General features: G+C 61.4%; 15 protein-coding genes. 3 read left to right on the top strand and 12 right to left on the bottom strand.

Going from position 1 to position 19,681, the window contains the following annotated elements; all coding sequences use genetic code 11:
* Positions 1-2: 2 nt before the first annotated feature.
* Positions 3-458, bottom strand: a complete 456-nt coding sequence (locus QWZ03_RS19595) for a Crp/Fnr family transcriptional regulator (RefSeq protein ID WP_290334303.1) — start codon at positions 456-458, stop codon at positions 3-5.
* A 2-nt stretch (positions 459-460) separates the two neighbouring features.
* Positions 461-913, bottom strand: coding sequence for a Crp/Fnr family transcriptional regulator (locus QWZ03_RS19590; protein ID WP_284195960.1), 453 nt, complete (start codon positions 911-913; stop codon positions 461-463).
* Between the two features lie 166 nt (positions 914-1,079).
* Between QWZ03_RS19590 and QWZ03_RS19585 the strand changes: the two genes are divergently transcribed.
* The 3 genes from QWZ03_RS19585 to QWZ03_RS19575 all read left to right on the top strand — a co-directional run bounded on the left by QWZ03_RS19585 (position 1,080) and on the right by QWZ03_RS19575 (position 10,855).
* Positions 1,080-2,906 (top strand): cache domain-containing protein, encoded by a 1,827-nt coding sequence (locus QWZ03_RS19585; RefSeq protein WP_290334302.1) that lies wholly within the window; start codon positions 1,080-1,082, stop codon positions 2,904-2,906.
* A gap of 90 nt (positions 2,907-2,996) precedes the next feature.
* Complete coding sequence (locus QWZ03_RS19580) at positions 2,997-4,688, top strand: ShlB/FhaC/HecB family hemolysin secretion/activation protein (RefSeq protein WP_290334301.1); 1,692 nt, start codon at positions 2,997-2,999, stop codon at positions 4,686-4,688.
* Between the two features lie 2 nt (positions 4,689-4,690).
* Entirely contained in the window at positions 4,691-10,855 is a 6,165-nt protein-coding gene (locus QWZ03_RS19575; RefSeq protein WP_290334299.1) for a two-partner secretion domain-containing protein, read from the top strand.
* Positions 10,856-11,284: 429 nt separating this feature from the next.
* Here the strand turns inward: QWZ03_RS19575 and QWZ03_RS19570 are convergent, their stop codons facing one another.
* From QWZ03_RS19570 to QWZ03_RS19525, 10 genes are all read right to left on the bottom strand, one after another.
* The gene (locus QWZ03_RS19570) at positions 11,285-11,821 is read right to left on the bottom strand and encodes a DUF805 domain-containing protein (RefSeq protein WP_284195956.1); all 537 of its coding nucleotides are present in this window, start codon (positions 11,819-11,821) and stop codon (positions 11,285-11,287) included.
* Positions 11,818-12,537, bottom strand: a complete 720-nt coding sequence (locus QWZ03_RS19565) for a TadE/TadG family type IV pilus assembly protein (RefSeq protein WP_284195955.1) — start codon at positions 12,535-12,537, stop codon at positions 11,818-11,820. Before QWZ03_RS19565 ends, QWZ03_RS19570 begins: the two co-directional genes overlap by 4 nt.
* Positions 12,534-13,007, bottom strand: a complete 474-nt coding sequence (locus tag QWZ03_RS19560; protein WP_290334298.1) for a tetratricopeptide repeat protein — start codon at positions 13,005-13,007, stop codon at positions 12,534-12,536. The genes QWZ03_RS19565 and QWZ03_RS19560 overlap by 4 nt, the downstream gene beginning before the upstream one ends.
* Entirely contained in the window at positions 13,004-13,351 is a 348-nt protein-coding gene (locus QWZ03_RS19555) for a DUF192 domain-containing protein (protein WP_290334297.1), read from the bottom strand. The genes QWZ03_RS19560 and QWZ03_RS19555 overlap by 4 nt, the downstream gene beginning before the upstream one ends.
* Entirely contained in the window at positions 13,348-14,232 is an 885-nt protein-coding gene (locus QWZ03_RS19550; RefSeq protein WP_284195952.1) for a type II secretion system F family protein, read from the bottom strand. The genes QWZ03_RS19555 and QWZ03_RS19550 overlap by 4 nt, the downstream gene beginning before the upstream one ends.
* The gene (locus QWZ03_RS19545) at positions 14,229-15,071 is read right to left on the bottom strand and encodes a type II secretion system F family protein (protein WP_290334296.1); all 843 of its coding nucleotides are present in this window, start codon (positions 15,069-15,071) and stop codon (positions 14,229-14,231) included. Before QWZ03_RS19545 ends, QWZ03_RS19550 begins: the two co-directional genes overlap by 4 nt.
* Positions 15,068-16,774 carry a TadA family conjugal transfer-associated ATPase gene (locus tag QWZ03_RS19540; protein WP_290334295.1) on the bottom strand — a complete coding sequence of 569 codons (1,707 nt, stop codon included), beginning with the start codon at positions 16,772-16,774 and terminating at the stop codon, positions 15,068-15,070. Before QWZ03_RS19540 ends, QWZ03_RS19545 begins: the two co-directional genes overlap by 4 nt.
* Positions 16,775-16,783: 9 nt before the next feature.
* Entirely contained in the window at positions 16,784-18,112 is a 1,329-nt protein-coding gene (locus QWZ03_RS19535) for a type II and III secretion system protein family protein (protein WP_290334294.1), read from the bottom strand.
* A 22-nt stretch (positions 18,113-18,134) separates the two neighbouring features.
* The gene (gene cpaB, locus QWZ03_RS19530) at positions 18,135-19,217 is read right to left on the bottom strand and encodes a Flp pilus assembly protein CpaB (RefSeq protein WP_290334293.1); all 1,083 of its coding nucleotides are present in this window, start codon (positions 19,215-19,217) and stop codon (positions 18,135-18,137) included.
* Between the two features lie 146 nt (positions 19,218-19,363).
* Positions 19,364-19,672 (bottom strand): hypothetical protein, encoded by a 309-nt coding sequence (locus QWZ03_RS19525; protein ID WP_284195947.1) that lies wholly within the window; start codon positions 19,670-19,672, stop codon positions 19,364-19,366.
* Positions 19,673-19,681 lie beyond the last annotated feature (9 nt).

Raw genomic sequence — 19,681 nt, 5'->3', positions numbered from 1 at the left:
GATCATTGCGCCATATGCCGACGCAGGAACTCATTCTGTTCCTGCAAATCTCGCGCTAGTTGCACCGCGATCATGAATTGCAGCTGATGGCAGATGGGTGGGGCTGATTGGAACAGGCCATGAAAGCCATCCTGGGTCAGGGCAGCGATCTTGACCGGGCCGTGGGCTACGCAGGTGGCGGCAGCCGGCATATCGTCCACCAACGACAACAGGCCGAAGATTTCCCCTTCACGCAGGTCGCGCACGTCGTAGTCGGTCTCGTTGGGCCTGTCACGGCGGATGATGCCGACCGAGCCTTCCAGGATGATGAACATGGCCCCGCCGTATCCGCCTTGATGGACAAAGACAAAGCCATCGGGACAGTCCTCCACCTCCAGGGCCGCTACCAAGGCATCGGTGTACTGATCGTTGTAGGCCTCAAAGGCCGGCAGGTTACGTAGAAATGGTTTCAGTTCCATCTTTATTTCCCCGCCAGCTTACCGATGGCAGCCGCCGAGATGCGCAAGCGCGCAGCCAGCAGGCCGATCAGATCGGACAACAAGGCATTGGCTATATGGTCGTTGTCGCGTATCAAACGGTCAAAGTCCTGAAAATGCAGCTTGAGCGCGCTGACTGGGGTCAAGGTCGTCACCGTCGCACTACCCAGCATGCTGCCGGACAGCACCGATACTTCCCCCAGCCATTGTCCCGGCCCCGCCGTGCCCAGCGAGAAGGCCTTGTCGCCTTCTTCCAGCGATACCGACAGCTCGCCCTCCAGTATCAGATAGAGCGACTCCACCGGCATTCGGTCACGAAACAGTTTTCGGTCTGGCGCCAACTCAACCAGTCGACACGCCGCCAGCAGGCTGTCTATATTGTTGTCGCCCAACTCTGCCGCCAGTGCAGGGAAGGTGCGTACAAAGAGTTGTTTCATGGGGATACCACTTTCTTCGAGTATATGTTCCCAGACAGCCCGATAATGTATAGCCCGCGCCGTTAGACTACGCCAGCAAGCAGAACCGCAATTTATGCGCTACAAGGTTCAATGAGTGATGCGTAACTGATGATCCCGAAGCCGGTCTGCCCCGCCGAAAGCGAAGATGAAGACGCCCACCCGCGCATTCCACCCGACCACCTGGCCCATAGCCGCCAAACTGGCGGCCTTGCTGCTGTTATTCAGCCTGTTGCCCATGTTGGTGGCTTCAAGCTATACCCTCAAGGGTAGCCTTGCCAGCCTGGAAGCAACCGAACATCGGAATCTGCAACAACTGGCGGCCAGTCTCGCCGGTAGGCTCGATCAACTGATACTTGATAGCCAGCACTTCTTGGTTTACATGGCTGTGCATGAGGCCGTGACCAAGTTGATTGTCGATGCTAACCCAGCTAACCGCCTGGCAGTAGAGACAGAGCTAGGCAAAATTGCCAACTCCAACAGCGACATCGAGTTGCTGATGGTGCTTAACGACAAGGGCAATGTCATCGTCGCCAGCCATCCCCAGTTCCTGGGACGGGACTTTCACTTCCGTGATTACTTCAAGCAGGCCATAGGCGGCAGTCTGTATATCTCCGATATCGAAGTCGGCGCTGTCACCCGCCAACCCGGCGTGTTCTTCTCCGCCCCCATACCCAACCCCGAGGGCAGGACGGCTGGCGTGGCCGTGCTGAAGCTGCGTGGTGAGGCAGTGACCGGCATTCTGCAGTCAGCCCGCTCCAGCAGCAGCCGTTATGCCTTCCTCACCAATCGTGAAGGCATGCTGGTTTACCACCCGGACGACAAGCTGTTGTACCGCAGCCTGACCAAGCTGCCGCCGCCGGTGGAGCAGCGTATCGTCAAGGAACGGCAGTTTATGCTGGACCGCATCGAATCGCTCAACCTGACCGACCTGGCCCGTGCGATGGTGCCTGCTTCGCAACCCGGCAGCGTCGCCTATTTTTCGCCCTATAGCGGCCAGCCTGAAATTGCCGGCTATGCCCCAGCACGGCATCGCTGGGTAGTCGGTGTAAATGAGCCGCAGGCCGTGTTTGCAGCCCCGCTTAACCGACTCTCCTGGCATGTGGTCCTGGGTGTGCTGGGCATAGGCGCCCTCTGCATCCTGGCGGCTTTCGGGCTGTCCCGCCTGTTGATGCGCCCGGTGCACTCCCTGGCCCATGCGGCAGAGGCCATGCGGGCGGGAGATTACGAGCAGGCCAAGGCCTTACCCTACTGGCAGGATGAAATGGGCTCGCTGGCCAATACCTTCAACGACATGGTGCGCAGCGTGCAGGAGCGGGAACGGGAGCGCGATATCTTTGGCCGGGTGGTGTCGCCCGAGGTGCGGGAGAAACTGCTGTCCGGCGAGGTCAAGCTGGGTGGCGAAAGCCTCAAGGTCACCGTGCTGTTCTCCGACATCCGCGATTTCTCCACGTTATCGGAGCAGATGACGCCCGAGCAGGTGGTCAGCTTCCTGAACGAATACCTGTCGGAGATGGCAGAAGCAGTCAAACCCTGGGGTGGCTACATCAATAACTTCATAGGCGACGCCATCGTGGTGATCTTCGGCGCGCCGATCGCAGCACCGGGCCGCGAATGGGCGGCTGTCGCCGCCGCCTTTGACATGCGGGATCGCCTGGGCAAGCTCAACGACCTGCGCGAGATGCGCGGTGAAATACGCCTGGAGAGCGGCATAGGTATCAGCACCGGCGAGGTGATCGCCGGCCAGGTCGGCTCCATGGACCGTTTCCTCTATACGGTGATTGGCGATGCCGTGAATGTGGCCGCACGGCTGGAGGCACTGACCAAGGAGCTGCGCCGCGACATCCTGATCAACCCCAGCACTTTTGAAGGCATACGCTACCGGCCCGAGGCACAGGTTGAAGGCATGGGGCAGCACAAGCTCAAAGGGCGGCGCGAGGCCATCGAGGTGTACTCAGTGTCGCGGGCTAGTTGAAACACGGCGGACGGGTACGATTCACCATGGGCCAGGCGACTCTGTCGCCTATCATGCTACGTTGAACCTGCTTTCTGGATAGCCGCCATCTTGAACCCACGACACCTGCCCAGCATCGTCCTGCTTGCCAGCATTCCCGCCCTGGCAGCAGATCCAGTTGCCCTGCCCTCGCCAGGTAGCGTGGAACGGTCGCTCAAGCGGCCGGAAGCCGCACCCAGGCCACCGGCCGAGGTACTGTTCCGGCGTGACGACGGCGCCAGCGAGCACGATCCCAAGGGCCGGCGCTTTCGCGTCAATGGTTTCGATTTCCGTGGCAACAAGGTGATATCGGAATTCCGTCTGAAGCGTGTATTAGAGCGTTTTCTGGACCGTGAACTCAATCTCTACGATCTGGGCCGCGCCGCCGACGCTGTCAGCGAACACTACCAGCAGGCGGGCTACCCGCTGGCACGCGCACTGGTGCCGGCCCAGCGGGTAACAGATGGCCTGGTGCGCATAGACGTGGTCGAAGGGGTGCTGGGAGAGGTCAAGGTCGCCGGCAATAGCAGCTACGGTGCACAGTTCCTGTTGGAATTCGGTGGCGAACTACCAGCAGGCCAAGCCATTGCCCAGGCTCCACTGGAAAACAAGCTGCTGCTGCTGAACGACCAGCCTGGACTGCGCGCCCGCGCCACCTTGGTACCGGGCAAGCAGTACGGTAGCAGCGACCTGCTGATACAGGTGGAGGAAAAGCGTTTCAGCTTCGATGCAGCCCTCACCAACGGCGCCCGCAAGGAAATCGGCCAGACACGGCTGGACATGACCGCCAACTTCAACAATCCATTGGGTTATGGCGACCAGTTAAGCCTGCGTGCCATCCTCAGCGAGCGCGATCTGCTCAAATACGGCAAGCTGTCTTACAGCCTGCCCATTGGCGATCAAGGCGCACGCCTCAGCCTGAATCATTCCCGAGTAAACTATGACGTGGGCGGTGCCCTGGCGCCCCTGGCGCTGCAGGGAGAGGTCGAAACCTCCGAGCTGCTCTACAGCTATCCCCTGCTACGCTCGCGCGAGCGGGATCGCAGCCTGGGCCTGGGCTACAACTACCGCGAGCTGCAGCAGAATGCACTGGGTGTCACCGTCTCGCGCAAATACCTGGCTCTGGCCAGCCTGACCTGGCGGGAACGCTGGTTCGACCAGGATGGTACCGCCTGGAATTGGCGCCTGACCGCCTCCAGCAATGGCCGTCGCTACGAACCAGCCGACCCAGGCATCACCATCCCCCCGGTCAACCCCAACGATCCCCCGCTGGTCATCGTCCCTCCCAAGCCTGGGCAGCAGAATGCCGAGCGCCTGCGTTTGGAGGCGTATGCCGATGCCACGGCGGCGCTGAGCAAGCAGTGGGATGTATTCGTCAAAGCCCAGTGGGTCTACAGCCGCAATACCCTGCCAGATAGCGATAAGTTTGATATCGGTGGCCCGGATAGCGTACGGGCCTACAGGCCATCCGAGATGCGTGGCGACAGCGGTGAAGCCCTGACACTGGAAGCCAGGCGCCAGATCGCCCTATTCGGTCGTGCTGCGCAGGCCAGCGTGTTCGCCGATTACGGCCGGGTCATCTACAAGCAGCGCGGCTTTCGCAATGGCAGCGACGAGCTGGGTGCCGTAGGTGTCGGACTGACGGTGTACCCCACCAGCAATAGCACGGTTAAAGTGGAATACGCCCACGCCGCAATGAACAACTATCGGGCTGACGACGGCAAGCAAGGCCGCCTGTGGTTCAACCTGAGTGCGAGCTTCTGATCATGCCTATACGAGCCCTGCCCTTCCGGCCCACCCTGCTTGCGCTGGCTTGCCTGGCGGCACTGTCCGTCCGGGCCGAACTACCCTCCACACCCACCGTTGTCTCTGGCGATGTGACTTTCAGTCCGAATGGGTCGGTAGTCACTCAGGCCAGTGATCGTGCCATCGTCAATTGGGGCAGTTTCAGCATCAGCGCCGACCAGTTGATGCGTTTCCTGCAGCCTGGCAACCAGTCGGTCATGCTCAACCGCGTCATAGGCAATGATCCCTCCCAGATACTGGGTCAAATGCAGGCCAACGGGCGCGTATTCCTGGTCAACCCCAACGGCGTGTACTTTGGCGCCGGCGCGCGGGTAGATGTCGGCGGCCTGCTGGCCACCACCATGGACATCCGCAATGAGGACTTCCTGGCTGGGCGCTATGCCTTTCATGGCAAGGGCAACGCCGCCACCGTCATCAACGACGGCAGCCTGCGGGCGACCGATGGTGGCTTTATCGCCCTGGCAGGCGACCGCGTCATCAACCGTGGCTTGATCGAGGCACGCCTGGGCAGTGTGTTCATGGGTGCAGGCCATGCACTGCAGCTGGATCTGGCCGGCGACGGCCTGATCAGCTACGCGCTCAGCCAAGAGGCGCTGGGTGAGCTGGCTGGTGCCGCCAACTCGGGCCAGATACTGGCCGATGGCGGGCGCGTCATCATGGCGGCACGCACGGCACGTTCCCTGGCGGGCAGTGCAGTGAACCAGGCGGGACTGATACGGGCGCAGGGCGTTGCCGGGCAGGACGGCGAGATAGAACTGCTAGGCAGCGGCGGCAATGTGAGCATGAGCGGCCAACTGGATGTCAGCGGTGCCAGCGGTGGTCAGGTTAGGCTGGAATCGGATGCCACCACGGTACTGACAGGTACGGTTGCTGCCAGCGGCAGTGCCGACGTCGGCGGCAGGATAGCCGTATTGGGCCGGCAGGTTGCGTTGACTGATACCGCCCGGCTTGATGCCAGTGGCCAGCACGGCGGTGGCCAGATACTGGTAGGCGGCGACTGGCAAGGTAAGGGCGCGGTTGCCAACGCGCAGCGGACGCTGGTTCAGGCAGGCGCACAGCTGCTTGCCGATGCGACCCAGCAGGGCAACGGTGGCAAGGTCGTAGTATGGGCCGATGGCGATACCCGCTTTGCTGGCCATATCAGCGCCCAGGGTGGCGCGCTGGCGGGTAATGGTGGCGCGGTCGAGGTCTCTGGCAAGGACAAGCTGGCCTTTAATGGCACGGTGAATACCAGCGCAGCCAACGGCAACACCGGCGCACTATTGCTGGACCCAAGCAGCCTGACCATTACCAATGGCGCAGCCGCAACCGGCGACCAGGCCGGCAGCGTGGCCGACGGCACCCTGTTTGCTGCCGATCCCGATACCAATCCCAACACCCTGGCCGAACAGACGCTGGAAGGCCTGGCCGCCAATACCAATGTGGTCATCGAGGCCACCGGCGAGATTCTCCTGAAGGATCTGACCGACAACCTGCTCAATATGAAGCAGACCAGCGCAGGCAGCCTGCGCATCACCTCCACCCAGTCGGGCGGCATACGATACGAAGACGTCAATGACGAGATACGCACGGCAGGTGGCAGCATTACGCTGCAGGCTCTGGGCAGCGGCGCGCTCAATATCGGCAAGCTGAACTCTGGCAACGGCAACATCACCCTCAAGTCTTCCGCGTCGGCCTCGCTGGGTCATGACATCCGCGCCGGATCGGCTACCATCACCCTGGATATGGCCAACGGCGCCCTGCAGACCACGACCAGCACCGGCCTGTTTGCCAGCGGTCTGCTGCTCAAGGGCAGCGGCTATTTCCGGCTGCTGAGCTATGGCGGCTCTGGCTTCTATACCTCGACCAACCAGATCGGCACCTTGGCCGCCAGCCTGACTGGCGGCAGTGTGCAGTACTCGGGCAACTCGGCCATCAGCCTGGGTTCGGTGGCCGGCGTGAACGGCTATACCAGCGGCAATGGCTCGCTACAGGTCTACAACAACAACGGCATTACCTTTGCCCAGGATGTCAACCTGGGCTCCGGCACCGGCTTTTTCCTGGCGGGTGCCAATGCCGGACTAAATCAGTCTGGCGGCAGCATCATTGCCGATGGCCTGATGCTGAAAGGCACCGGCAATTTCAATCTGGCTTCTGCCGGCAATGATGTGAATGTATTGGCAGCCGACACCAGCAACGGTTCCATCACCTTCCGTGACAAGGACGAGCTGGCGGTAGGCAACGTCTGGAACTGGGTCATAGGGATATCCACCCAGGGTGGCAACCTCAGCCTGCGCACCGGTTCGCCCACAGCCACGCCCGACTACAGCAAGCCATTTGGCGATGCCGCCAACCCGGCCAGCCTGAAGATAGACAACAACGTCAACCTCGGCGGCGGGCAGCTGACGCTGGAACTGGATCAAGGCGGTGTGCTACAGCGCAATGTCGCCGGCGAAACAGCCGGCTCCATCGTCGCCGGCTCGCTGGTGGTAAAAGACCAGGGCAGCAGCAGCAAGGTCAATACCGTCAGCCTCAGCAACGCCAACAACCAGATTGATGTCCTGGCAGCTTCGCTCAATGGTTCGTTCTTCTATACCGGCGCGCCACGTACAGGCAATACCGTCACCATCGGCACGGTGGGCGGCATCAATGGCATACGTACCACGTCCAATACCATCGTCGCACCGGCCGATAGCACCACCACGCCGCCCAAGCCGCCTACCTACAACACCAACAACGTCTCGCTCTCCATCGGCGGCAACCTTAATATCAGTCAAAACATCACGACGCCCGGCACCTGGACCGATACCAGCAATGTAGTCACCACCAAACAGCGTGGCTCGGTCACCATAGGCATAGGTGGAGACTTCCTGGCGCGCACCATCAACGGCGCCATGATCTATGGCAACTCGCTGGGGCTATTGGGCGAGGTTGGCCAGGGCACCTTCAATATCAAGAGCGAGGTTGAAACCCTGGTTGCCGGCGGTGGCAAGGATACCATCGTCGACAATAGCAGCTATACCGGCCTGCTGGCCGCCGCCGCCATCGGCGCCGTCAGTGATGCCATCGATCTGAAAGTACCTACCGGCACCAGCTCGAACAGCAGCAGTACCGTACCCGGCTCGCCAGGCGCAGGCGGTACCAGCAGCGCCAGTGGGGGCACCACCACGACTACCGAGGTTTCGCTGGATGCCGTCAACAAACCCGTTGGCAATTTCTACCTGACCACTGGTGACGACCTGCGCATCATCAAGCTCAACAGCAGTGGTGACACGCTGTTCCTGCGCTCCAACAATATGGACGTGGTACTGGATGCCGCCACCAAGAATGGCGCCCGTATCATCCTGCAGCCCTTTGGGTTGAACCGCACCATTCGGGTCAGGGCGGACGATCCCTCCAATCCCTATGTTGCCGGGGTCACCACCGACACCACCTATACCTGGGAAACCCTGCTCAAGTTCACCAACCTGACCTCTACCTTCTACTTTGGCGCCCGCCCCTATTCGCTGACCGATCCAATCGCGGCCGGTCAAATTGGGGCTTACAGCGGCTTTATCCGCATAGGCGACAACGGCAAGGCCAATCTTTCCTATCGCAGCATCTCGGCCCAGACCAGCGGCGATATCCAGGTCGACCAGATAGGCCGCCTCTACAACCTGCGCCTGTTGGGGCGCAACCTGCTGGTCAACGGTTTCGAGACCTTTGGCGACCAGATACATCTGATCTCCGACACCCTGGTCATGAATGGCGACAGCAGCCAGTACATCAGTGCCGATAACGTCAAGATCGTGTTGCGCAACCTGGGGGACCAGACCATCTGGGTGGGCAACCGCCCCGCTAGTGCCGCTTTCAGCAACGAAACCGAGTACAAGGCCGATCTGCTGAACAAGTTCAATGCCAAGGGCACCATCATCATCAGCGGCACGCCAGACATGCCCTTTGGCAGTTCGCCCACCAAGTACAACCCGGTCTACACCGATATCCACGTCGCCGATGGCAGTGGTTTCAACCTGGGCACCCGTACCCTGGAGCTCGACACCCCCAAGAGCATCGTTGTCCACAACACCCCCCCCACCATTGCCTACAAAGGCAATAGCGGCCAGCGGGGCGCTACCTGGACCGGCTGCAACGCCGGGGTAGCCAGCTGTGGGGCCACCAATCCCGAGCCGGACAGCACCCCGGATGGTGGCGACTCCGGCGACGGTAGTGGTACAGGTGGCGGCGGCAGTGGCGGCAGCACAGGCCCAACAGCCGGGCCGGGCAGCGGTTCGGGTGGAGGTTCGACCGGCAGCGGAAATGGCACCGGCGGCACCGGCGGTGGTTCCGGTGGTACCGGCGGTGGTGGCTCAGGCAGCGGCTCGGGCGGTGGCTCGGGTGGCGGCAGCGGGAGCGGTTCCGGCGGCGGTGGCGGCGGCAGTGGCTCCGGCTCCGGTAGTGGATCAGGCTCTGGCAGCGGCTCTGGCGGCGGTGGTGGCTCAGGTAGCGGCTCCGGGTCCGGCTCGGGCTCAGGTGGCGGATCGGGCTCCGGCGGTGGCAGCGGCTCAGGTAGCGGTTCGGGTAGCGGCGGCGGTGGTGGCGCAGGCAGCGGTTCTGGCGGTGGCGGCGGAGACGACGACGGCGGTGGCGCCGGTGCGGGCTCCGGCGGTAGCGGCTCCGGTAGCGGCTCAGGCAGTGGTAGTAGTGGCAGCGGCGGGGGTTCCGATGGCACCGGTGGCGGCACAGCCAGCGGCGGTGGCTCGGGTGGCGCAGGCAGCGGCGCAGGCACCGGTAGCGGCGGTTCTGGCTCCGGCTCAGGTGGTGGTGATGGCAGTGGCTCGGGCGGTAGCGGCAGTGGGGGCTCGGGCGGCGCTGGCGGCAGTGGTAGTGGCGGATCAGGCTCCGGTAGCGGCGATGATGGCGATGGTGACGGCGCTGGTGCAGGTGGCGGCGGTTCCGGCAGTGGTAACGGAGGCAGCGGTAGTGGTAGCGGCGGTTCGGGCAGTGGCTCGGGTGGCGATGCAGACGGCGGCGGCAGTGCTGGTAGTGGCAGTGGTGACGACGACGGTGGAGACGGTGGTGGCGCCGGTGGCAGTGGCTCCGGTAATGATGGCGATGGCGGCGATGGCAGCGGCAGTGGTGGCTCCGGTAGCGGCGATGGCGACGGCAGTGGCTCCGGCGGTGGTAGCGGCGGCGATGATGGAGATAGCGACGGCGGTGCCGGTAGCGGCGGATCGGGCAGTGGTGACGACGGCTCTGGTGATGGCGCAGGCGGCAGCGATGGCGATAGCGGCGGCGACGACGGTTCGGGCTCTGGTGGCAGTGGCGACGGCGATGGTGACGGCGGCGGCTCTGGTAGCGGCAGTGGTGGTGGCGACGACGATGGCGGCGGCGCCGGCAGCGGTGGCTCGGGTAGCGGCGATGACGGCAGTGGTGATGGCGCTGGTGGCAGTGACGGCGACGACGGTGGCGATGACGGTTCCGGCTCGGGTGGCAGCGGTAAGGGAGACGGTGACGGAGAGGGCAGCGGCGGCGGCGGGTCGGGCAAGGATGACGACGGAGACGGCGGCGCAGGCAGTGGGGGTTCCGGTAACGGCGACGATGGCGACGGTGATGGCGCGGGCGGCAGTGACGGCGAAGACGGCGGCGACGATGGCTCCGGTTCGGGTGGCAGCGGCAAGGGCGGCGACGACGGTGATGGTGGCGGTAGTGGCGGCTCGGGCAACGACGATGACGGCGAAGGCGGTGCCGGGTCGGGCGGCTCCAAGGGCACGGGTGGCGGCGGCGATGACGAAGGCAGCGGCGGCGGTGGCGGCAGCGATGACGAGAACGGCGCCGGATCAGGCGGCAGCGGCAAAGGCACCAAAGGTGATGGCAACGGCCAGGGCGATGGCCAGGGCGGGGACGATGGTAGCCGTGACGGCGGTGGAGATGGCGACGATGGAGAGGGGAATGGGCAGGCAGACCGTAGCCTGGCCGATAACGGCATACCCTGTACCGAGATGCCGCTCAACAAGCGCCCTGTCGATGAAAAGACGGCCGGTGAAATTGACCTGAGCGGCGGCCGTGGATTGGTCAAGCTACGTGGCGAGGGCGTCAACGTGCGCAAGGACTGCGAGCGCAAGCCCGCCAAGGATCAAGCTGCACCGATCAAGACGGCAGCTCGCTGAGTACCTGTTTAGAGCCTGTTCGCGTTTTTTCATCCCGTCGCTGGAGCGAAAAGATCGCGAACAGGCTCTTTGGTCTTTTCGCCTCGTTCCGGCAAGCCGAAAAGCGTTGAACGGGCTCCAGCCAAGGGCACCATGGGTGACTAGTAGAGCAATCGCGCCCGACAAGTAGTACCAAAGCAGACATCGTCGGAAAACAGAAACAGGGCACAACTCAGGTGCCCTGTTTCTGTTTAAACCCTTTGCTGGCAGTAACGGTTCACCCCACCCGTCACCGCGCTCCCTCCCGGACAACAGGGGTGGTTTTGCGAATGCCGCCTGGCGAGCCCTCCCCTATGGTATTTCAGGTAGTCGTATCAAGCAGGTTCCTACCTCACCACTGGTTGAGAGCCTGGGGGGCCATCATGTGGGGCAGACAGCAGGATGCACCCGCTACTCCTGATAGGCCGGCAGTTGCGGCACAGGCTTGGGAGGCGGCTCCGACACCATGGGGCCATAGGTCTTGGTGTAGAGGTAGCTCAACACCAACAAGCCCACGGTCAGGCATACCCCTATCTTGGTCAGCAGATTGGCCGGCGCGGGCGGCGGGCCATAGCGGTTCTCGCCATGCTTGCCAGGCCATAACCAGAATAGCAGGTTGACCCCAGGCACCAACACCAGCAGGGCGACCCAGCCCGGCAGGTTGGCATCATGGGCTCTTTCCACCGACCAGAACAGCAAGCCAGCCATCAACAGCAGGAACAAGCCAGCGCTCCAGATCTGAAAGGCGCCCGCCACCGACTCCGGCGGTAGCACCATGGTCAGGACGGTGATGATCAAGGACAGGCTAAGGGTGTAAAGAATCGCCAGGCCCAGCACACAGGCAATGTAGCGGATACGTCCCATGCGGCCACTGGGCCAGGGTAAGCGGCGGCGACCTTCCGGTGGTTTGCGAGAAGGTGCAATCGGTTGATAGTCCACCTCGCTCATGGTGCCACCCACTTGCCTGGGTTTTGGAATGGCGATTGCATGCGCATGACGGCTTCGGCTTCGATAGGCAGGTAGTAGTCGCTGTCTGGCCTATCGGTGCAGGTACGCGTGGTCGAGCTAGCACCGTAGCTGCGCAGCATCCCTGGGGCATCCCTGCTGACGGCGGCCGGCGTGCCCGGCGGGTCCACCGCCAGGTTGTAGATCAGCTTGTTGATGATGGGCACGAACATGCGGTAGCAAATCCGCACGTGTATCTTCAAGATGTTGGCATCCTGCACGTTCAAGCCACCCTTGATTGCCGTGGCATCCCGATACATCAGGTTATCGTTAGGTATCTCGCTGCCGGATTCAGAATCGCCCTGGTGGGCCGTCAGCAAGGCCGATGTAGGGTTCACGATGGTGATGCGGGTCAGTTTGGTATTGGACACCAGATTATGTGCGCTGAGCCGGGCTTTCTTGATCATGGCCATGTCGCGGCTACCGAGGCTGTGAGCAAACATGGGCGTCAGTCCTGCCTCCATGCCATCCAGTATGGCGTCCATCTTGCCATTGCGTAATGCCCCCTCGCGCACCGCTACCGTGGCCGCGTAGTTCAGGGTCAGCTTGGCCTGGTAGATAAATCCCATCTGTATGGCACCCAGGGTCAACAACAGCAAGATAGGCAGGGCATAGAGGAATTCGGGCATGGCCTGCCCATGCAGGCGTCGCCGCATCATGGCTTGGCACTCCCCTGCGTGCCCTGTGCCTGCTCCAGCAGTTGAAGCACCTGCGCCGCCTTGCTGCGCAAGGCCTCATCATCGGCAGCCAGGCTGTGAGCCTGCATCATGGCTGCCGCAGCTTGACGCTGCCGTATCACGCCCAGGTTATGCCAGGCGCGGGCATCATGCGGCTTGATCATCAGGCTGCGCTGGTAGGCCTCGGCAGCCTGTTCTGGACGGTCTGATCGGGCATAGAGATTGGCCAGGCGAAACCAGGTTTCCGCATCATTGGGTGCTACCCGCAACAGCCCCTGCAATAGCCTTTCCGACTTTACGTCATCCCCCTCCTGATGGGCTGCCTCTGCCTCCCTGTGCATGGCATAGGCATCGGCAGCATCGCCGGTAATGGCGGCTGGCATGGCCGAACAGCCCGCCAGCAGGGCGTGTAGCAGAGTGGGCAGCCACAGCCGGGCTATCAGGCGCTTCATGCCGGTCGCCAATGCAGTTGCTCGCCCGCCACCAAACCCACGCGGGCTATAGTGCCCGGTGCCATTTCCAGGGTGGCCGTAGCACTGAGGCAGCCCGCCATGCGAGCCGGGCGCAACTGGCTGACCAGCTTGCGCACCCTGCCCTGTTTGTCCACAAAGGCCAAGTCCAGCGGATAGGCCATCCCCACGGTATGTATCAGTCTGCATGGTTGTATCAACATGGCTTCATCTGCGGCCAAAGGCGGTCTGCCCAACAATCCCTGCATGCGTTCGGTCGCACTCTCCGCCAGCCACACCTTGCCCAGCAGCAGTGTATCGCCGCGCCAGGCGGCCAACTGCTTCAAAGCATACCTTCCTGCATGAACTTCATGACTATGGGGAAGGCCAGCACGATAAACGTCACCGGGAAGATAAACATGATCAGCGGCAGTATCAGCTTGACCGGTGCCTCCATGGCCAGCTTCTCGGCGCGTTGAAAACGCTCGATACGGCGCTGCTCGGCTTGCATGCGCAAAACCTGGCCCAGACGGGCACCCATCTTTTCGGCCTGAATCACCGCACCCACAAAGGCAGTTATCTCTTGCATATCCAGCCTTGCCTCCATCCGGCGCAGCGCGTCGGCGCGAGGAACACCCGCACGCAGATCACGTACCACCATATAGAACTCGTGCCGCAGTGCCCCTGCTGGGCCTTTTTCCATCGACTGCTTGATGGCGCCCGTCAGGTTCAAACCCGCCTCTACACCCAAGGTGATGAAATCCAAGTAGACCGGCAAGGACTTCAGTACTTCCTTGCGGCGCTTCTTGCGCACATCTGACAGCCAGATCAGGGGGTAGAAATAGCCCAGGAAAGCCACGACGGCAGCCCAATGGTAAGCCTGTGAATGCAAGGCCGAGATACAAAACAAGGTCAACGCGCCAGCAATAATCGCAGACAGCAGGCGCAGGGCGTAGTATTGCTCGGCACTCATCAGATACCCCACACCGGTTTCGCGCAATGATTTGTGTGCCCGCTCCAGCAAATCAGGAGGAAAGCGCGAAGTGAAGTGGTACTCCAAGAAGTTCACCCCCGGCCAGATCAGCCGCAGCATAGGGGGTAGCTCGTCCATATAGGCACGATCCTCGCTCGGCACCTCGCGCTTGAGCTGGCTCATGCTATAGAACATCAGCAACACGCTCACACCGATAAGCGCACCGATCAGCAATCCGATAAAGGTCGTGGTCATACGTCTATTGTCGTGATCTTGCGGATAAACCAGTAGCCCACCAGTTCCATCACGATGATGACGGTGAGTGTCCCATAGCCTATCCAGGTGTTGAACAACGGCTCCATGGCCTTGGGCTCGATTGCGCGCAAGGCCAGCATCATCAATATGGGCAGGCCCGTCATGATCACGCCCTGCGCCTTACCCTGTGCGGTCAGGCTGCGTATCTTGCCTTCCATGATGGCTTTATCGCGCAATACCCCAGCCAGCGATTCCAGTATCTCAGCCAGATTCCCACCCACCTCCTTGGAAATCCGCATGGCCGAAATCACCAGCTGAAAATCCTGCTGCGGGTTACGCCGCTCCATATTCTGCAGGGCAGTATCGAAATCCACGCCCAGGCGCTGTTCGCGCAGCATCAGCTCGAATTCCTGGCTGACCGGTGGCTTGGATTCCTTGACCATGGATTCCAGCGACACATTGAGGCTGGCACCAGCCCGCATGGCGCCCGACACCATCAGCAGTGCATCAGGCAATTGCTGCTCCAGCCGCTTGAGCCGACGGCGCCCCAGGAAACCCACATACCACTTGGGCAGGAATACCGTCGCAATCAGGGCGCCAAAGGCAAAGACCGGGTTGCCGGTCAGCACCCAGACTATGGGCGGCAGGATGCAGGTCAGCGCCACGTTGTAGCGGAACATCTTCTGTGGGTCGAGGAAGATGAACATGTCGGCCAAGGTGGTGGCCGTGGTCAGCTCTATGCTGGCGCGTTGCTTGTCCAGATAGCCCTGTACCGCCTTGTATACCAGCCAGGCGGTGATCAGGGTCACCAGGAAAATCAACCCGAGCAGCAGTGTCATCGCCGTATCTCCCCGCCCTGGAAGATGCTCATGTCGACATCCATCCCGCGCGCAGCCAGATCCTGGTAGAAGTCCGGCACGGCCCCCGTCGAGATATGCCGTCCCTTCACCTTGCCGTCAGCACCAAAGCCCTCCTGCTTGAACAGGAAGATATCCTGCATCTGTATCATGTCGCCTTCCATGCCGGTGATCTCGGTCACGTGCGTCACTTTGCGCGAACCGCAGGAAAAACGGTTCTGCTGCACGATAAAGCGCACGGCCGACGATATCTGCTCGCGTATGGCGCGGATTGGCAGGTCCAGTCCCGCCATCATCACCATCACCTCCACCCGCGCCAGGCAATCTCGCGGGGTGTTGGCGTGGGCTGTGGTAAGCGAGCCATCATGGCCGGTATTCATGGCCGTCAGCATATCCAGCGCCTCCCCGCCCCGGCACTCCCCCACCACAATACGGTCGGGCCGCATCCGCAGGCAGTTCTTCACCAGATCGCGTATCAGCACGGCGCCCTTGCCCTCGGCATTGGGCGGACGGGATTCCAGCCCCACCAGGTTGGGCTGGCTCAGCTTGAGTTCGGCTGCATCCTCCACTGTCACGATGCGCTCATCATCGGGAATGTAGTTGGACAGCACATTGAGCAAGGTCGTCTTGCCCGAGCCCGTCCCCCCCGAGATGATGATATTGGCCTTCTGCTCCACGATGGTGCGCAGGAACGCCAGCATGGTTGGCGTCATGGATCCGAACTTGATCAGGTCCTCGCCATGCAGCTTGCTCTTGGCAAACTTCCGTATGGTGATATTGGCACCCTTGAGCGCCAGCGGCGGAATCACCGCATTCACCCGCGAACCGTCCTTCAGGCGGGCATCCACCATGGGCGAGGATTCGTCAATGCGGCGTCCCAAGGGGGTCACGATGCGCTCAATGGCACTGACCACAGCCTGATCCGAGGTAAAGGTGATATCCGACTTGGTCAGGCGTCCCTTGCGCTCAACAAAGATTTCATCAAAGCGATTCACCATGATTTCGGTGACTGCATCGTCCGCCAGCAAGTCCTCCAACGGCCCCAGGCCCACGACTTCGTCCTGTACCTGCTTGACCAACAGATCACGATCAAAACCTTCGGGTATGGTCTTGTCGTTGCGAACGATCTCCACCAGCATCAGCCCCGTATTGCGGCGCAGCTCTTCTTCACTCTGGCTGGCAATATCGATGCGACGCAAATCCATCTGCTTGATCAGCTCGGTATGGATGCGCTTGAGCAGACCTATCCAGATCTGGTGATGGCCAGGATCACGCACTGCTTCAACTTCTTCGGTCACCGTCGGCACCATGGCCGGCGCCGCAACGGCTGCCGGCTGGGCAATGGCGCTGGCCACGGGTGCGACCGTTGCTGTCACGGGTGGTGGTGCCGGCTCGTCCAGATCCATCACCCGCAACTCATAGCCGCAGATATGTATCACGTCACCAGGCTTGAGCGGGCCATACAGGCTGGCTTGCTTGCCATTCACCTCGGTATTGCCCTTGGGGTCCAGATTCTCCACGTACACGCCGTCTGCCCGGCGATGGATGGCAGCATGGCGCTTGGCCACCGACCAGCCCTGCAGGATGATCAGGTTCTCGTCGCTCTTGCCTATGGCACAGCTATCGATGGTGCACTCAAACACATTCTCGGCACCGCGCGGTGTAGTTACCAATACGTTCAGCATGGTGCACCCTCAATCCAGTATCTCTGACTTGCCCACGCTGCGCTCAAAGCGCTCCCGCATGCCGTCGCTCTTCTCAATACGTTCACGATTGAGGGTAGAAGCCGGATCTATCACTGTAGGCGTGACCAGTATGACCAGGTCGGTGCGGCTATTGCGGAAGTTGTCCGATCGGAACAGCTGACCTATCACGGGTATGGAACCCAGGCCGGGCACCCGCGAGATATCCTTGGACATCTCGCTATTGATCAGGCCAGACAGGGCGATGGTCTGTCCGTTGCGTACATTGATATCGGTGCTGGTCTTGCGCGACAGCAGACCCGGTGCGCCATCTACCGATACCGAACTGTCGATGGAACTGACCTCGGTATCCACCGCTGCAGAGACATTCCCTTGGTCATCGGCCACAGGCTTGATGGTGAGCTTGATGCCGTAGTCCTTGTATTCGATGGAAGTCGAACCCAATGCGCCGGCAACGCGTATGGGGAACTGCCCGCCTGCAAGGAAGCGCGCCTCACCGCCCGAACGAGCAGACAACTCGGGCTCTGCCAGGATATAGGCATCACCATTGTTCTTGGCGATATTGATGGTGGTGTTGAGCAAGGACGAAATACCCAGGTAGGTGCGCAAGCCCCGGTTGCCGGTCTGGATGGGTAATATCCCCTGTATCGGTGCCTGTATGCCCGTGCGGTTCTCAGAACCCCAATTGCCCAGAAAGCCCACCGACGGCCCGGCCATTGAGCCCGGCCATTGCACCCCAAGGTTCTCTAGCAGGGAGCGCTTCATCTCCACCACCTGCACCTTGAAGTAGATCATTTTCTTCATCGAGACATCTTCAGCAGACACCAGGCTCACCACCTGCGGATAGAGCTTGGCTACCAGGGCGATGCGCTCCAGATCCGTCTTGCTGGCCGTGCCGCTGATAACCACATTGCCACCGATCTGGCTGAGCTTCAGGCCGGGTACATCCTTGAGCATGCTGGCCGCAGCCTGGTACGCCCCCTGGCTGTCACGGGTCACGACGCGGACTATGTACTGCCGCCGTGGCCCCTTGCCCGACCAAAGCATCATGGAGGTATCGCCCTCCTTTTCGGCCAGCAACAGCAATTCGCCTGTTTCCAGCGCACGGGTAGAGACTATGGCGCCGTTGCCAATGGCGACTCTGTCCAGCTTGCCGGCGGGAATGGTCTTCAGTTCGCCGATGAACATCTTGATTTCGGTAACGCCCTGAGGCGCCTCGGCAACAGGTGCCGGCGCCTGTGTCTTGACGGTAGCGGCCAGTGCCACAGGCGCCAGACCGACAACAGACAGCAAGGCAAGGGTGCAGATGGGTTTGCGCATGTTGTAGGTATCCCGTCGCTCGTTATTTTTGCGTGTTGGTGTTGGCTGCCGGCGCCGTAGGCATGATGTTTAATGGCAAGCTGGCTGGCATCCCGACAGGATTGGGCGCACCTGCAGGGGGTGCCATCGAGATACTGCCCATGCCGCCCGACACGGGAATGTTCAAGCTGGGTGTCACGCCCTCGGAGCCACCCTTGCCGCCGATGATGTATTCGATATAGGCATCCACATCACCGGTCACCGGCATCTCTATGCGTGCTGCCGCGGTCGCCTTGGCCACGGCCTGGGTCCGCGCCGCAATATTGCGCATCAGGTCGCCCGCGCTGGATGAGTCGTATTCGCTGGCAGGGTCGCTGCTCTTGATCGCATCCTTCTCGTTGCGCAACACCGCCCGCAACTTGCCCATCTCTTGCGCCATCACCAGGCTCATCGCCTGGCTGGGATTGACCTCAAGGGTATAGGTACCATAGGTCGAGCGACGCTCCTGGCCGTTGGCAGGATCATCCCTGACAACCTTCTGGCCGGTTGCCAGCACTTTGACGCTCAGCATGAAGGGCACCACCATGCTGCTGCTCTTGCCGCCCGACGGATTATTGGGGGCTGCGTTGGCGCTCTGCTCCATGATCAGCATCAGATCAATCAGGTTGCCGGGCTGCACCATATGCGAGATCGAATTGAGTTCGTCGGTCTCTATGGTCATGGCGCGCGTGCCGGTCTTGAGCGAGCCGGCGAAGTCGGCATAAATCTCGCGCAGATCTGCCCGCAACAACGGCCGGCCCTGCTTGACCGGCCGAATCAATGCCAGGCCTTTGTAGTTCTCGAACTGTTCAACGGTGACGGTATCGTCGTAGACCAGATCGCCAGCTATCTCTCGCGAGGCAACGACACTGAGGTCTATAGGCGAACCCGCCGGCAGATCGCTGGTGGGAACCACTACGGCAACCGTAGGTCCCTTACCTCGAACCTTGGCTTCTATCTCGCTCTGGAGCGTACGCTCCTGCAGCCGCAGATACTGCACGGTGAGAAACATGGCGAGCAGGCCGAGCAATATCGCTGCGACCAGCATCACCCAGGTTCGATTGACCTTGGCAAAATTGAGCTTCATGACGGGCGGGCGTCCTGTCTGGGCTATTCGTATGGATGGCAACCGGGTGATCGCCGCTTGTTATGGTTGTGACTACGATGCTGCAGGGTGCTGCTCAGCTTGCTGTTGTGGGGCAGGATCCCGACATCAGCCTCGCCGCTGTTCTTCTATTGGTCCCAACTGACTGATACTTCACTGATAGGCCAGGTCGGGTTGGTCAGGTCCGGGCATTTATCCAAGGTGGCAGACCCGCTGACCGGCCCTACCGACCCACCGTAGACATTCATGCAGTCGGGCACCTGAGCGACCGACATGGCATAGCTGTAGTCAGTAAAATAATCGCGGATATTGCGCATCAGGCCATCCACATTGGCAGTCAACAACACGCCACCCATGCAAGCGGCAATCACCACAATGTATTCGATGCTGGACTGGCCTGCTTGCGCCGTCCGTATTGGTCGGGGTAGTGCAGACATCTTCGGCCC

It is taken from the genome of Chitinimonas viridis (assembly GCF_030409555.1).
Taxonomy (GTDB): Bacteria; Pseudomonadota; Gammaproteobacteria; order Burkholderiales; family Chitinimonadaceae; genus Chitinimonas; species Chitinimonas viridis.
Note: the sequence above shows the minus strand (reverse complement) of the source record. Positions and strands in the feature narration are given on the sequence as shown.